This is a genomic window from Eubacterium sp. An11 (assembly GCF_002161065.1).
GTDB lineage: Bacteria > Bacillota > Clostridia > Lachnospirales > Lachnospiraceae > Anaerobutyricum > Anaerobutyricum faecale.
In genome coordinates this window covers 21,136-36,339 of record NZ_NFLV01000006.1, presented here as the reverse complement: position 1 = coordinate 36,339, position 15,204 = coordinate 21,136, and the positions used below count along the sequence as shown (strand labels likewise).

The following is a 15,204-nucleotide window of genomic DNA, read 5'->3' as shown; positions in this document are numbered from 1 at the left end:
TGATTACCGCATATAAACTGGAACGAAACAGACAACGGAGGTATATAAAGTGAAATTAGTTGCGGGCGTTGATATTGGCAATGCGACGACAGAGACAGCCGTTGCCAGGATCGACGGAAAGCATGTGACGTTTCTTTCCAGTGGTATCACAGGTACCACCGGAATTAAAGGAACAAAACAGAATATTCACGGCGTTTTCCAGTCCCTGAAGAGAGCTTTGGACAAGGTTGGGCTCGACATCGGTGATCTGGATGAAGTTCGCGTGAATGAGGCAGCTCCCGTAATCGGTGATGTTGCCATGGAAACGATTACCGAAACTATTATCACTGAATCTACCATGATTGGACACAATCCCAATACCCCAGGTGGTATTGGGATTGGTGTTGGAACATCCCAGATGATTACAAAGCTGGATAAGGTGGAATCTGGTACAGATGTGATAGTGGTTATCCCGTCAAGTATTTCCTTTGAAGCCGCTGCAAAGATTATTAACCAGTATAATAAAATATTAAATATTACAGGTGCCATTGTCCAGCGCGATGATGGCGTTTTAATTAACAACCGTCTTGAGAAAAAGATTCCGATTGTTGATGAAGTGGGAATGGTCGATAAAGTCCCGCTGGGCATGAAATGTGCCGTGGAGGTTGCGGCTGTGGGCGGAGTTGTGGAAGTTCTCTCCAACCCGTACGGTATCGCGACTCTCTTTAAGCTGACACCGGAAGAGACAAAGCAGGTGGTTCCGATTGCCCGTGCATTGATCGGAAACCGTTCTGCTGTTGTAATTAAGACACCTGAGGGAGATGTAAAGGAAAGACGGATCCCTGCTGGTTCAATTGAAATTATTGGTAAAAAGAAGAAAGTAACGGTTGGCGTTGACGAAGGCGCTGAGAAGATGATGGATGCCGTAAAGAGCATTGATGTCATCGAAGATATTAAAGGCGAACCGGGAACGAATGCCGGCGGAATGCTTGAAAAAGTTCGTCAGGTTATGTCAAATCTTACCAACCAGCATCCGAGAGATATCAAGATTCAGGATTTACTGGCAGTGGATACCTATAATCCACAGCAGGTAAAGGGCGGACTGGCCAATGAGTACTCACTGGAAAGCGCCGTTGGTATCGCGGCTATGGTTAAGGCGGACCGTCTGCAGATGCAGATGATCGCCGAAGAATTGACTGACAGATTGAAAATACCTGTATATGTCGGCGGCGTGGAAGCCGATATGGCTATCAAAGGTGCTCTGACGACACCGGGTACGAACGTGCCGATTGCAATTGTTGATATGGGCGCAGGTTCGACAGACGCATCCATTAAGAATAAAGACGGAGATGTAAAGCTCGTGCATCTGGCTGGTGCCGGCAATATGGTTACTCTCCTGATTCAATCTGAGTTGGGTCTTGAAGACTTTAACACAGCGGAAGACATTAAAAAATATCCTCTGGCAAAGGTGGAAAGCCTTTTCCACATCCGCCATGAAGACGGAACAGTGCAGTTCTTTGAGGAACCGCTGGATCCGGGTGTTTTCGCAAAGGTTGTATTGGTAAAGGAAGGTGGAGAATTAGTACCGCTTGAGGGATTTTCCTCCCTGGAGAAGATTAAGCTGGTACGGACTAATGCAAAGCGAAAAGTATTTGTTACAAATGCAATCCGTTCGCTGGCCAAGGTCAGCCCGACGGGAAATGTAAGAGATATTGAATTTGTAGTATTAGTCGGCGGTTCTGCACTGGACTTTGAGGTGCCGACTCTCGTAACTGATGCATTATCACAATATAATATAGTAGCTGGCCGGGGTAACATTCGCGGATGCGAGGGACCTCGAAATGCGGTGGCAACAGGACTGGCAATGTCTTGTTCTGAAATAGGAGATTGAGTATGGAAGGAAGTAATACAGGAATAAATACAAGACCTTCAATAAAAGTTTTTTATGACTGTGACCATCTTTCTTTGGCTGATTTTTCCGGTGTTCTTCTTGGAATCGAAGAAGAAGGAATCCCCTATGACCTTCAGGCAGAGCATTGTGCGGACGTTCTGGAACTTGCCCATAATGCCAGCTTGGAATCAAGATTAGGGGTGGGCGTTGGAATCAGCAAAGAAGGCGTTGTTCTTCAGTATGAAAAGCTAGATAAAGCGGCCCCTCTTTTTAGAATTAAGTTTTATCAGACAGATCAGTTCAGAAATATCGGATCCAATGCGGCAAGACTCGTAAAGAAGATGCCGTTCCGCAGTCTGGACTAGTCATAGAAGTTTTAATCTGAAAAGTAAGGAGGTGTAAAGGTGGCTGACAAGAGTATTGGTTTTATTGAGACCTTTGGCCTGGCTGCCTGTGTGGCAGCGGCTGACGCGGCAGTGAAATCTGCCAATGTCAAACTGCTCGGTTTCGAATATGCAAAGGGCGGCGGTATGTGTACCGTAAAGGTAGAAGGCAATGTGGGAGCCTGCAAAGCGGCGGTGGAAGCTGGCAAAAAGGCGGCGGAATCCGTACAGGGCTCTTTAAGCGGTACAAAGAGTGTACTGCTGAAAGCAAGACCGGCTCCAAGCATGAGAAAGCTTATGGTAGACAACAGAGAAACTGTTGGCGGTGAGATCGCAATGGCAGAAGGCTATCGCCCGAAAGGTGAGTCGAAACAGCCGGTTCTTGTTAAGAACTGGAAGCCGAAAGCAGAGCCAAAGGCTGAAACGCCAATGGAAGAAGCACCTGAACCGCCTGTAGTTGAAGAGCCGGAGAAAAACACATCTGATGAAAATACAGTAACAGATTCAGTGAAGGATCAGCCGGAAGAGGCTCCAAAGACTGAAGAAGTACAGTCTGAGGAAGTTTCAAAAGAGGAAGACTCCGTGGAAGAGATTCCGAAAGAAACAGAGAGCCAGCCGGAAGAAGCTCCGAAAGAGGAAGAAGCCAAACCGGAGGAAACGGAACCGGTCGCAGCTCCTGAGGCAGAAAAAGCCCCGGTTGCAGCTCCTGAGGAAGAGCCAAAGGAAGAGGCGCCTGCGGAGGAGAAAAAAGCTGAAACTGTAACGAATACAGATGCTCCTGCCAAAAAACCATCAACAGGAAATAGAAGAAGCGGAAGATCTAGAAAGAAAAAGAACACAGACAAAAACACAGATAAATAATCTGACATAGAGGATATTTCAAAAGATCCGGGCCTGTGTTTCAATAAAATCAGATCGTAATACTGAGGTATGATCAGGTGCGGTATCGCATCGCACCTGATCTGATCTCATGATACTGTAGATACGTGAGGCAAATGCATGATGCCTTGACAATGATGATACAGAAATGGTCATTAGATAGTAAGGGGAATGCATGAATAATTATAATGATGTTTTGGTCGGCTTTTCAGAGCTGATTAAAAATGAAGAATTTCGACCATATGAAGGAGAGCTGAGACTGGGAGTGGACCTGGGAACCGCCAATATCGTGGTTTCAGTGGTGGACTCCAACAATACCCCGATTGCAGGGGCTTCTTATCCTTCTACAGTGGTCCGGGATGGAATCGTTGTTGATTTCCTCGGGGCGTCCAGAGCGGTTCAGAATATGAAGAACCGGCTGGAACAGATGATGGGCGTGGAGTTCCGCGAAGCGGCCACAGCCATTCCTCCGGGAATCATATCCGGTAATGTAAAAGTCATTTCCAACGTTGTGGAATCTGTGGGTCTGGACGTGGTCAATGTGATCGATGAGCCAACGGCTGCTGCCTCCGTTCTTGGAATTACAGACGGAGCGGTTGTGGATGTCGGTGGCGGAACAACCGGTATCAGTATTCTCAAAGATGGAAAAGTGGTTTTTACGGCCGATGAGCCCACAGGTGGTACTCATATGACTCTGGTTCTTGCCGGAAGTCTTGGATGCACCTTTGAGGAAGCCGAGAGAATCAAAAAAGATCCGAAACAGGAGGTACTGGTATTTCCAGTCGTGAAGCCGGTAATCGAGAAGATGGCGGCGATTGTCTCCCGTTTCATCCAGGGATACGATGTGGACGTGATTTATGTGGTAGGCGGTGCCTGCAGCTTTAAGAAGTTCGAGAGTGTCTTTGAGAAGGAAACCGGGATCAAGACGATCAAGCCAAAGGAACCGCTGCTGGTGACACCCCTTGGAATTGCCATGAATTGTAACAGACAATAGGTGGCATAAATGAATAGAAACGAATTTGAGAATGCGCTTATGTCAACCATTGTGGAATATATTTCTGACCAGATTGTTCTGAGATATATGAATGCCTGCAAAAAGGCTGCCGTTCTTTTCTCAGGAGCTCTTATTGGATATGCAGATGCGGTGAAATCTCTGAAAGAGCTGAAAAATGATGGCTGGGAGCTGACAGTCGTAATGTCAAAAGCTGCCGATGAAGTTCTGACAAAAGAGCGTATTCAGAATGATATTGGTCCGGATGCCATTTATGTTGAGGGCGCTCCGGTAAATGGAAGACAGATTATTGATGATAATCAGTTCGTGATCGTACCTGCGCTGACCATTAATACGGCGGCAAAGGTGGCAAACTGTATCAGTGACAACCTGCTCACGAACATGATTTCCAGGGCGATGGCCACCGGAAAGCCGGTAGTGGCTGCTGTCGACGGCTGCTGTCCGGATAATGAGGTCAGAGCAAAGATGGGATTCAAGGTGACGGACGCTTACAAGGCCCGGATGCGGAGCAATCTTGAAGCGCTGCAGTCCTACGGAATCCATCTCACTGTTGACAATAATCTGTTTGAGAAAGTAAATAAAGTCTATACTGCCAGCTTTGATTTTCCGTCACCGGATTCCAACGCAAAACCGGCGAAGGTAAAAGCGGAGCAGACAGCACAGCCATCCTGCAGCGGCAGTGCGGCGGCGGAGGAAGCATCCAGCATCAAGCTGAATAAGAATGTTATCGGCCGTGTGGACATTGCCAGAAATGCAAGATATAAAACCATTATTGTGGGAGCTGGCGCAGTTGTGACAGGTCTCGCAAGTGACGAAGCATACAATCGTGGCATCACGATTGTGAGAGAGTAAAGTAGGTGAAGACATGTATTTAGGTAAAGTAATTGGCACAGTGGTATCTACTGTAAAATGCCCGAGTCTGACCGGATGCAAGTTTCTGATCGTCGAGAAGATCAACCAGGATCTTACCGCCAAAAAGCAGACTGAAATTGCCGTCGATACTGTTGGAGCCGGTGATGGCGAAACCGTAATTGTCGTTGGCGGCAGTTCGGCTCGTATGTCAGGTGATGGTGAAAAGAAAAACAGTCTTCCTGTCGATGCCGCAATTGTTGGGATTGTGGATACCGTGGAAGTGTCACAGTGTTAAAGGTGTGAATGTATGGCTAATATTTATACAAAAACGGGTGACAAAGGGACGACAGGATTATATGGTGGTTCCAGAGTAGATAAGGACAGCATGAATGTGGATGTCTACGGAACCATCGACGAGGCGATTTCCGCACTGGGAGTTGCCTACGCTCAGACTGAGTCACCGGATATCAGAGAATATATCAATCATATTCAGAAAAGAATGTTCCAGGCAGGAGCAGAATTCGCGTCTGATGAAAAAGGCTTGGAGATGCTTAAGGACAAAATTGGAGAGGCAGACATCAAATACCTGGAAGATATTGTCGATCAATCAACAAAAGTCAATGGGCTGATGCGCGAGTTCGTAGTGCCTGGAGTGAATCCATCTTCCGCAGCCTTGCATGTGGCAAGGACAGTCGTAAGACGGGCGGAAAGAAAAATAACAACCCTTGCCAGGGAGATTCCTGTTCGCGATGAATTACGAAAATATATCAATCGTCTTTCGGATGCATGCTTTGCCATGGCCCGTCTGGAGGAGTCCAGAGCACAGCAGCAGGAAATCGAGGAGCTCAAAGAGGTAGTGCGTAAAGTGGTGAAAGAAACCATGGGAGGCGCCGGCAATAAAGGAGAATGCAAGATGGACATGTCTTTAAAGAGCCTGAAAAAGATGGCTGAATTTGTAGAAGAGAAAGCAAATGAAATTGGTGTGCCGATGGTATTTTCCGCAGTGGATGAGGGAGGCAATCTTCTCTATTTCCAGAGAATGGAAGGTTCTCTTCTGATCAGCGTGAAAGTATCACAGGACAAAGCATATACTGCATGTGCTCTTAAGTGTCCAACCTCAGCTCTTGCCGATGTCACCAAGCCGGGTGACAGCTTATGGAGTCTTCATAACTCCGGAGATGGCAGGATTGTATGTTTTGGTGGTGGATATCCGATTGAAGTTGATGGCAAGATTATCGGTGCCATCGGCGTCAGCGGAGGTACTGCCGAAGAAGATATGGCAGTTGCTATATATGCATTAGAAAAAATGCAAGGAGGAAATGCATAATGAATATTGATGTTCAATTAATTGAAAAAGTTGTGAAAAAGGTTTTGACAGATGTTGAATCCGCTTGCCCTGCTGACGATTATACCTATGGTATTTTTGAGACAATGGATGACGCGATCGAAGCATCTGCAAAAGCGCAGAAAGAATATATGAACTATTCCATGGCAGACAGAGAAAGATTTGTCAATGGAATCAGAGAGGTAGTTTGCCAGAAAGAAAATCTGGAATACATGAGCAAACTGGCCGTAGAAGAAAGCGGTATGGGAGCTTATGAATATAAACTGATCAAAAACAGACTGGCAGCAGAGAAATCTCCTGGAATCGAAGATCTGACCACAGAAGCTTTATCCGGAGATGACGGACTCACACTGGTTGAGTACTGCCCATTTGGTGTTATCGGAGCAATCGCACCGACAACGAACCCTACAGAGACAGTAATCTGTAACTCCATCGGAATGCTGGCCGGCGGCAATACTGTAGTATTCAGCCCGCATCCACGTTCCAAAGGTGTTTCCATCTGGCTGATCAAAAAGATCAACGCAAAACTGGAAGAACTGGGAGCTCCGAGAAACCTGGTTGTTACTGTAAAAGAACCATCCATCGAGAACACCAATATCATGATGAATCATCCAAAGGTTCGTATGCTGGTTGCTACCGGCGGTCCTGGAATCGTTAAGGCCGTTATGTCCACCGGTAAGAAAGCAATCGGAGCCGGAGCAGGTAACCCTCCTGTTGTTGTTGATGAGACAGCTGATATCGAGAAAGCTGCCGTTGATATCGTAAACGGATGCTCCTTCGATAACAACCTTCCTTGTATCGCAGAGAAAGAAGTTATCGCTGTTGATCAGATCGCAGATTATCTGATTTTCAACATGAAGAACAACGGCGCTTATGAAGTAAAAGATCCTGCTATCATCGAGCAGATGGTTGACATGGTTACAAACGACAGAAAGAAACCGAACGTAAACTTTGTTGGTAAGAGTGCACAGTATATCCTTGACAAGGTAGGTATTAAAGTTGGTCCGGAAGTAAAATGTATCATCATGGAAGCTCCGAAGGATCATCCATTTGTTCAGATCGAGCTGATGATGCCGATTCTTCCTATCGTTCGTGTGGCAAACGTTGATGAAGCAATCGAATTTGCCGTAGAAGTTGAACACGGAAACAGACATACAGCAATGATGCATTCCAGAAATGTAGATAAGCTTACCAAGATGGCAAAAGAAATCGAAACAACTATTTTCGTTAAGAACGGCCCATCTTATGCTGGTATCGGCGTTGGCGGAATGGGATACACCACATTTACCATCGCAGGTCCTACAGGTGAAGGTCTGACATCTGCGAAATCATTCTGCCGTAAGAGAAGATGTGTATTAAAGGATGGTCTCCATATCAGAATGAAATAATTAAGAGGTGAGTAAAATGGAAAAAAACCTTATTGATGTTATCGCTCAGTCCGGTATTGTAGGTGCCGGTGGTGCAGGTTTTCCTACTCATGTAAAAGTAAATGCCAAGGCTGAATATGTCATCCTCAACGGCGCGGAATGTGAACCGCTGCTGAGAGTGGATCAGCAGCTGATGGCAGTCGAGACAAGAAAAATCCTTGAAGGCTTAAAGCTCATCAAAGAAACCGTAGGCGCAGATAAAGTCGTTATTGCATTAAAAGAACATTACACAGCAGCAATCAACAGCTTTAATGAGCTTATTGGGGAGTATGAAGGCTTTAGCCTTCATCTTCTCGAAAACTTTTACCCAGCGGGTGATGAACAGGTTACGGTATACGAAGTGACGGGAAGAATCGTTCCTGAAGGCGGTATTCCATTGAACGTAGGCGTTATCGTTTCTAATGTTGAGACAGTCCTTAACATTTATAACGCTTATTACGAGGACAAACCGGTTACGGATTCCTACGTAACCTTTGCCGGAGAAGTGAAGAACCATGTGACCATGAAGCTTCCTCTCGGTATGACAGTGAAAGAAGCCCTGGATCTGGCGGGCGGCGTCACTGTGGATGGTCCGTATGTTGTCATTAATGGCGGTCCTATGATGGGCAAACATGTTCCTCTGGATTCCAAGATTACCAAGACCACAAAGGGCCTGATCGTATTACCGGAAAGTCATCCGTTGATTCAGGATGTGAAGATGGACATTTCCAAGATGCTTCATATCGCAAAAGCTGCGTGCTGCCACTGCAGCCTTTGTACAGAAGTATGTCCTCGTAATTTGATAGGACATAGAATTGCTCCGCATAAGACTATCAGATTTGCTAGTTATGGCCATTTGTGTGACGGATCCGATACTCCTATGATCGCATTCTTATGTTCAGAATGTCGTCTTTGCCAGTACGCTTGTATCATGAACCTCCAGCCATGGAAGGTAAATCATGAATTAAAAGGCATCATGGCAAAGCAGGGTATCAAAAATACATTGCATAATGCGCCTGAATCAGCACATCCAATGAGAGAATACAAAAAATATCCGATTAAAAAGCTTATCGCAAATCTCGGTCTCTCAAAATACAATGTGGCTGCGCCACTGACAGAGATTCCAAAAGAGATAGATCACGTTTCTATCCCGTGCGGACAGCACATCGGTGCTCCGGCAGTCCCATGTGTAAATGTCGGTGATACAGTTACAAAAGGCGATGTGATCGCTAAACCTGCAGAAGGTAAATTAGGTGCTTGTATTCATGCTAGTATCAGCGGTACAATTAAGGAAATCGCTGACGGTTGTATTTCAATCGAAAAATAAAGGATGGTGTTTACGCAGTGAGAAAAGCAGTTGGATTTGTAGAAATTAAAAGCATTCCTGTTGGTATCCAGACGGCTGATGAGATGGTAAAAGCAGGAAATGTAGAATTATTATTAGCTACACCAATCTGCCCTGGCAAGTATGTGATTATCATCGGCGGACATGTTGGTCCGGTAAAGGCAGCCATGAGCAAAGCAGAGCTCGTGAGCGGCATCTATCTGATCGATACACACATTCTTGATAATGTTCGTGAAGAAGTTCTTCCGGCAATTTCCGGATTTACCAATACAGAGAATATTCAGGCAGTTGGTGCAATTGAGACAATCTCCGCTTTGACAGCAGTTATCGCAGCCGATGTTGCAGTAAAGGCTTCCAAAGTAAGTATTGTTGATTTAAGAATCGCCAGAGGTTTAGGTGGAAAAGGATACCTGGTTATCACCGGCGAAGTATCTTCCGTAAGATCCGCAGTGAATGCCTGTCTTGCGAAGCTGAGCATCAGCGGTGAAGTGACTTCCACATCCATCATTCCACGTCCACATCCGTCAATTGTGGAAAACCTGCTGAAATAACAAGCCATGCACAGATTTCAGGAACTGGGCTGCTCAAGCTTGCTTGAAAGCAGAACTGTTCCTGTAAATCTGTATACGGCGACAAAACACATCGAGATGAAGCGGAACGAAGTGAAGCGGAATCGAGATGCGGATTTGTCGCCGAGCCATCGCGAAGCGAGGGCGGCATGGCGTGAGAAACCATGCATAGGCGAAGCGGAATCGAGATGCGGATTTGTCGCCGAGCCATCGCGAAGCGAGGGCGATATGGCGTGGGAAACCGTGCGAGGTATAATAATAAAAATAAAAAAGGCTGCTCATATGGGCAGCCTTTTTGAAATGAAAAGGAGAGTACTATGGCAGAGACATATATACCAATCGGTGAGAATAACAAAAAAGCAATTTTGAATTTCATCGGAATGTGCCGGATGAACGGCCTGGAAGAAAACGGTGAACCGTCTTTTACCTTTAAAGATCCGAGAGAAGGCATCGGCGTTGTCATGTTTGACCTCTTCTACAGAAGTACAAACGTGCTGGAACCGTGCTGGAGCATGACAGTGAAAGTGGATTCCCAGAAACGTTTCCACGATAACGAGCCGGAAGAAGAGGGAGCAACCTACTGCTACCTGGATTCCTACAAAATTGCCAAAGATTCCCTGGAACTGGAACACAAGACATCAAAGTTTAATGTGTTCTCCTGGCGATAAAAAGAAGACAGCCCTGCGGGAAAAAACGGGATTCATAAATCCCGGAACCTGCAGGGCTGTTTTGTCGGTAACAGGGAACAGACCCATAAATTCCGCTGTCACCTCTTTCAAAAAATTTGAAAGGAGAGATACTTTCGAATCTCTGATGAAGGCTTAGTTAATAATTATTTTAAATCGTTACTCTGCTTTACACAATCTCTCTGCGCTTCTTTAATAATGCGATCATATCGTTGAGCGGTTCATCAATCGTGTTGTAGGTAAACCATTTGCGGAACAGAAGCTCGTCAATCTCCACGGAGAGGAACTTCGCCTGTGTACGCAGATGATTGTCCTTGATGTGGTCAAAGTCCGCGGTCTGCATGGTTCCGCATACCCGGCAGAGATTAGCACAGGCGGCAAAACCAAAGCACTCGCGCAGGATATCAAGGGAAAGAGACTCCTTATACCCCTTGGCCAGCTTGTATTCCAGCTTGGCGTCTTTCTCCCAGTACTCAAAGAAATAAGAAATGTAATCTGTATAAAGCAGATGCATGATTGTGATCAGGTATGACAGGCAGACCTTTCTCTCGCTCTCCTCATCAAACGGACGGAAGGCGGCGGAGCAGAACTGGCTGATGATATTGGCCAGAATGAAACCTAAATCATAAGAAAACGGCGCTCCGAAGGTATATTCCATGTCGATAACCTTCAAATGTGTATCATCCGCAAACATATTGGATGTATGGAAATCACCATGGATCAGAGTCTCTGATTTGCTCATGAACAAATGACGCAGCTTAAAACGCTGGAATGTGATCTCCGTATCCTTGTAAATATTGCAGCAGTATTCTTCAAATTCCGGACCGCAGGCATGATCAAACTCATCGGAGCCGAAGATGCCGAGGAAGATACCGTCCTCCATCACATGCCGGATCTCGGCATTCATAAAATAAGAGAGAAGACTGCGGTATTCTTCGGAATCCAGATAAAACTCTGAAGTATAAAAATGTGTGGCGGCAAGATACTGGGCAGCCTGGCTGGCCAGCTCCGGCAGCCGGTGATTCTCGTTCATCTGATAACGAACCAGCTTCAGATTTGAGACATCTTCCATGATAAAAATATTATTCTCAAAATCACCGTGATAAAGAGACGGTACATACTGAGGAACGATCTTGGAACGAAGCTGCATGATCTCATACTCATACCGGTTCCTCTTTGGTGTGATCGGCTGTCCCCGACGACGCAGATGGCTGGTGGACTGTTTTACGATGTAAGAAGAATGAGCGTCTGCGACACGAAATACAAAGTTACAGTAGCCGTCTCCTTCCACGTCCTCGCTGAGATCCCCTTCGCCGATAACATTTACCGTTACCGGTTCTTCCAGATGAATAGAAGGGACATTATCATTAATATAAGAAACGATATTTTCCTTGGTCAAAATAATCATAACCGACTCTCCCTCCTACTTTCCAGCCAAATTCTTCTGTGCCTGCTGTTCATCGTACTCTCTTGCGTACCGGCAGTAAATATCCTCCACAGTCCGCATATCGTTGATAAACTCGTCAATCGTGTTGTACTGTTCCCATTTAACCAGCATCTGCCGGTTCAGGATGATAGAATAGCACTTGGCGTTGTGCCGTGCCACATAATCGTCAATGTCGTCATAATCCGGATAAGGAATATCTCCGGCAATCCGTCCCAGCATGGCGGAAGCCGCAAAACCAATGAACTCTCTGAGCGTGGTCAGGCGGAAATCCTGCTGCAGTCCCGGAACATGCTGATACACCGGTTTGGCGTCCTCGTCCCAGTAACGGCAGAAATAATCGCAGAACTTGCAGTACGTTTCTTTGATCATAAACAGGCAGTAATCCTTAAATACCGTGCGGGCCTGTTCTGTCTTGTACGGACGGAACAATGCGGCTGCATACTGAGCGATAAAGTTCGCCAGGAAATAACCCATATCATAAGAAAACGGTCCGCAGAACGTATATTCCATATCAATGATCTTTGCCTCCGTCTGGCTGGCAAAAATATTAGATGTATGTAAGTCGCCGTGGATCAGACATTCTCCCTTGGTCATAAAAAGATGACGAAGCTTCTGTCTGGAGAGAAGCACCGCCGGATCAGCGCAGATCCTCTTGGAAAATGTGACAAAATCCGGATCCAGCGGCCGTCCCACTGTATCTTCCGGGGAAACGCTGGTAAGGAACATGCCCACGTCCATAATCTCTCTCATGGTGGAATTCATGAAATGTACGGACAGATCGCGGAAGGTCTTTCCGTCCAGATAAAATTCCGATGTGTAGAAATTATTGGCAGCCATATAGCGGGCAACCTGTTCGCCCAGAAGCGGATATGTGACACCCTTCAATAATTGAAAACGGGAAATCCGCAGCCGGGATACATCTTCTGTGATAAAAATCCGGTTCTCATCGTCACAATCATATAAATCCGGAATCAGATCCGGAACAATTGCCTTGCGAATATGCATGGATTCGTATTCCAGTTTGAAACGATTCACATCCAGAACAAAATCCCCCTTGCAGCGGGGCTCGGCGGTGGACTGTTTGACAATCAAATGATACTTTCCGTCAGACACACGAAAAACCATATTGATAAAGCCGTCGCCGTCTTCCTCAACGGAACCTTCCCCGATGGCGGAGACCGTCACCGGACCGCCGTCTGTATTAAAAAAATCAAGCCTTGATTTTACATAATCAGTCACATTCTCTTTAGTCAGTATAATCAAGGTTTCACCTCCTCCTTTTCCATGTCATCCGGCAAAATACGCTGTCCGGGAATCATTAATCAAAATAATCTGCCTCATAGCGCCGGGCATTCTCTTCTTTGTACTTCTCAACCATTTTGTGAAGACTGTCTGAAAGCTCGTCCACACCCTCGCCGGTGTAAGAGCTTACCGCGAAAATATCTCTGCAGCCAGCCAGTTCCAGATAAGAACGGGCCTGCTTCTGATTGGAATCCTCCCGGTCAATCTTCGTGAGAATGCCGACAACCGGCTTTTCAAACTTTGTGGTGAGACCGCCGGAGAACCAGCAGTCTTCACTGGTGGAATCCTGCACGAGACCAATGATATCCGCATCATGGGAAGTGATGGTCAAAGAGCCCCAGTAACCGCGCTGCTGCATGTACTCACCGGGCGTATCTATAAAATTCCCCACATATTCCACCGTCTGTGTCTTGTCGTATTTGATCTCCTTATCGATAAGACGCTGAATCAACGTTGTCTTTCCGGCGGCCGAAGGGCCGATTAGCATAATTCTCATAATTAAGATCCCCTGTCACGTCTTGGTGATAGCGACCGTATCAAATCCCAGCTTGTTATAAAAAGTAGTGATGACACTGTTCAGCGCGGACTCCACATTCGCGGTGGAACCCACAATGATCACAGAACCGGAAAAACGGTCTACAAATCCCAGCTTGATAGAAGCGGCCTTGGTACAGATATCCGCTGCTATGATCGTCGCCTCCGATGGAGTGATCGTCATGATACCGATGGCATCATGGTAATCGTCCGGCAGACCCAGCTTCTTATAGACAGAGGCCTTCGGGCGGGTAACCATATGGGCGAGAGTTATCTGTTTGCCGGGAACGTATTCCTGTATCATACGGGATTTGTCTTCTGAGTTGATCCCGTTGTTTATCATATCTTTTGCCATACTCGCTCCTTTCCACAAAAGCGCATACGTATCCAAATTTTAAACTCTATTGCATATATTATATAAATAAAGAAGGGGAAAGTAAATGCAAATTAGCCATAAAGTACAAGTATTCTTTTGCGATTTTACAGACAGGGAAGGAAAATCTTTTGAAGCGCCGTGCACAGGAGGGAATCTTATGTCAAAAGCGTCAGGGCGGATGGAAGAACGGGATCCGGAAGGCATAAAGCCGGCCGGGCGGCCATATAATGTAAGATGAAAAAAATAATACAGGCAATTCTGATTTTGAGTCTCAGTATTTTACTGCCGGGCATCTGCACGATGCTCATCACCGGCAGAACCAGCGGAAATCAGAAAAAGATGGGAGTGACAGTGACCCTGGAAAACGGGGAACAGATTGACGGAGAAGACTTTGTCGTCGGCATGGCTGCCTCAGAATTATCTTACGCCAGGGAGGAGGAAGCATTAAAAGCGTGGATGATCGTGTGCAGAACAAATTTTGTGAAGGCAGTGGGAGACAAAAAGGAAGTCAAAGAGGGAGACCTGTCGCTGGATTACATTTCCAGAGAAGAACTGGAACAGAATAATGGAAGAAAGGCCTGGCTGGAAATCAACAGTCGTCTGGAGGAAGCTTCTGAGGAGACCTTCGGTCAGGTGATCTGTTACGGGAATGATCTTATTGATGCCCTGTACCATCCGGTCAGTATAGGAAAGACAGTTTCCGCCAGCGAGATTTATGAGGTGGATGTACCTTACCTGATCAGTGTGGACAGCAGTCAGGACGTGGAATCTTCCGATTACATGGATGTAAAAATCATGTCCTATAAAGACTGTGCCGCGAGACTATCGGACGCCGGGTACGAGGAAACTGAGGATGACTGCAAGAATAATCTTAAGATTGCGAAGCAGACGGAAAACGGATTCGTGCAGAAGGTAAAGACCAAGGATAACGAGTGGACAGGAGAAGAATGGAAAGATATCTTTGATCTGAATTCCACTAATTTTTATCTGGAAAACTACGGGGACCGGCTCCGCATCGTGACCATAGGGAAAGGGCATAGTATGGGAATGAGCCTTTACGGAGCAAATGCACTGGCGGAAAAGGATTTATCCGCTGCAACGATTCTTTCCTATTATTATCCGGGTACGGAAATCCGCGATATGAATTCTGATATGGCGGCAGAGAAGAAAACGGATTCGGAGAAAAAATAAGAAAAAA

At 46.1% G+C, this 15,204-nt stretch carries 16 protein-coding genes; 12 read left to right on the top strand and 4 right to left on the bottom strand.

The annotated features are described in order from the left end of the window. Positions 1 to 49 precede the first annotated feature (49 nt). The 11 genes from B5E53_RS06585 (at position 50) to B5E53_RS06535 (ending at position 10,329) form a co-directional block, all read left to right on the top strand. A complete protein-coding gene (locus B5E53_RS06585; RefSeq protein WP_087313360.1) occupies positions 50 to 1,870 on the top strand; it encodes a diol dehydratase reactivase subunit alpha in 1,821 nt (606 codons plus the stop codon). Between the two features lie 2 nt (positions 1,871 to 1,872). Next, positions 1,873 to 2,235 carry a glycerol dehydratase reactivase beta/small subunit family protein gene (locus B5E53_RS06580; protein ID WP_087313358.1) on the top strand — a complete coding sequence of 121 codons (363 nt, stop codon included), beginning with the start codon at positions 1,873 to 1,875 and terminating at the stop codon, positions 2,233 to 2,235. 39 nt (positions 2,236 to 2,274) lie between these two features. After that, complete coding sequence (locus tag B5E53_RS06575) at positions 2,275 to 3,114, top strand: BMC domain-containing protein (RefSeq protein ID WP_087313356.1); 840 nt, start codon at positions 2,275 to 2,277, stop codon at positions 3,112 to 3,114. A 193-nt stretch (positions 3,115 to 3,307) separates the two neighbouring features. Continuing rightward, positions 3,308 to 4,126, top strand: coding sequence for an ethanolamine utilization protein EutJ (eutJ, locus tag B5E53_RS06570; RefSeq protein ID WP_087313354.1), 819 nt, complete (start codon positions 3,308 to 3,310; stop codon positions 4,124 to 4,126). 9 nt (positions 4,127 to 4,135) lie between these two features. After that, entirely contained in the window at positions 4,136 to 4,996 is an 861-nt protein-coding gene (locus tag B5E53_RS06565; protein ID WP_087313352.1) for a flavoprotein, read from the top strand. Between the two features lie 13 nt (positions 4,997 to 5,009). Further along, on the top strand, positions 5,010 to 5,291 hold the full coding sequence (locus tag B5E53_RS06560) for a EutN/CcmL family microcompartment protein (protein ID WP_087313350.1): 282 nt from the start codon (positions 5,010 to 5,012) through the stop codon (positions 5,289 to 5,291). Between the two features lie 12 nt (positions 5,292 to 5,303). Next, positions 5,304 to 6,323, top strand: coding sequence for a cob(I)yrinic acid a,c-diamide adenosyltransferase (locus tag B5E53_RS06555; RefSeq protein WP_087313349.1), 1,020 nt, complete (start codon positions 5,304 to 5,306; stop codon positions 6,321 to 6,323). Beyond that, positions 6,323 to 7,729: an aldehyde dehydrogenase family protein gene (locus tag B5E53_RS06550; protein ID WP_087313347.1), complete on the top strand. Its 1,407-nt coding sequence runs from the start codon at positions 6,323 to 6,325 to the stop codon at positions 7,727 to 7,729. Before B5E53_RS06555 ends, B5E53_RS06550 begins: the two co-directional genes overlap by 1 nt. A 16-nt stretch (positions 7,730 to 7,745) precedes the next feature. After that, complete coding sequence (locus B5E53_RS06545) at positions 7,746 to 9,074, top strand: 4Fe-4S dicluster domain-containing protein (RefSeq protein ID WP_087313345.1); 1,329 nt, start codon at positions 7,746 to 7,748, stop codon at positions 9,072 to 9,074. Between the two features lie 17 nt (positions 9,075 to 9,091). Continuing rightward, complete coding sequence (locus tag B5E53_RS06540; RefSeq protein WP_087313632.1) at positions 9,092 to 9,643, top strand: BMC domain-containing protein; 552 nt, start codon at positions 9,092 to 9,094, stop codon at positions 9,641 to 9,643. 335 nt (positions 9,644 to 9,978) lie between these two features. Beyond that, positions 9,979 to 10,329 (top strand): hypothetical protein, encoded by a 351-nt coding sequence (locus B5E53_RS06535; protein WP_087313343.1) that lies wholly within the window; start codon positions 9,979 to 9,981, stop codon positions 10,327 to 10,329. A 187-nt stretch (positions 10,330 to 10,516) separates the two neighbouring features. Here the strand turns inward: B5E53_RS06535 and B5E53_RS06530 are convergent, their stop codons facing one another. From B5E53_RS06530 to B5E53_RS06515, 4 genes are read right to left on the bottom strand one after another with little or no spacing between them, the layout of a single operon-like run. Next, complete coding sequence (locus tag B5E53_RS06530) at positions 10,517 to 11,755, bottom strand: phosphotransferase (protein WP_087313341.1); 1,239 nt, start codon at positions 11,753 to 11,755, stop codon at positions 10,517 to 10,519. A 15-nt stretch (positions 11,756 to 11,770) separates the two neighbouring features. After that, positions 11,771 to 13,057: a phosphotransferase gene (locus B5E53_RS06525; RefSeq protein ID WP_087313340.1), complete on the bottom strand. Its 1,287-nt coding sequence runs from the start codon at positions 13,055 to 13,057 to the stop codon at positions 11,771 to 11,773. Between the two features lie 55 nt (positions 13,058 to 13,112). Continuing rightward, on the bottom strand, positions 13,113 to 13,592 hold the full coding sequence (gene eutP / locus B5E53_RS06520; protein WP_087313338.1) for a EutP/PduV family microcompartment system protein: 480 nt from the start codon (positions 13,590 to 13,592) through the stop codon (positions 13,113 to 13,115). Positions 13,593 to 13,607: 15 nt separating this feature from the next. Then, the gene (locus B5E53_RS06515; protein WP_191532384.1) at positions 13,608 to 13,958 is read right to left on the bottom strand and encodes a BMC domain-containing protein; all 351 of its coding nucleotides are present in this window, start codon (positions 13,956 to 13,958) and stop codon (positions 13,608 to 13,610) included. A 282-nt stretch (positions 13,959 to 14,240) separates the two neighbouring features. Between B5E53_RS06515 and B5E53_RS06510 the strand changes: the two genes are divergently transcribed. Further along, positions 14,241 to 15,197, top strand: a complete 957-nt coding sequence (locus B5E53_RS06510) for a SpoIID/LytB domain-containing protein (protein WP_087313334.1) — start codon at positions 14,241 to 14,243, stop codon at positions 15,195 to 15,197. Positions 15,198 to 15,204 lie beyond the last annotated feature (7 nt).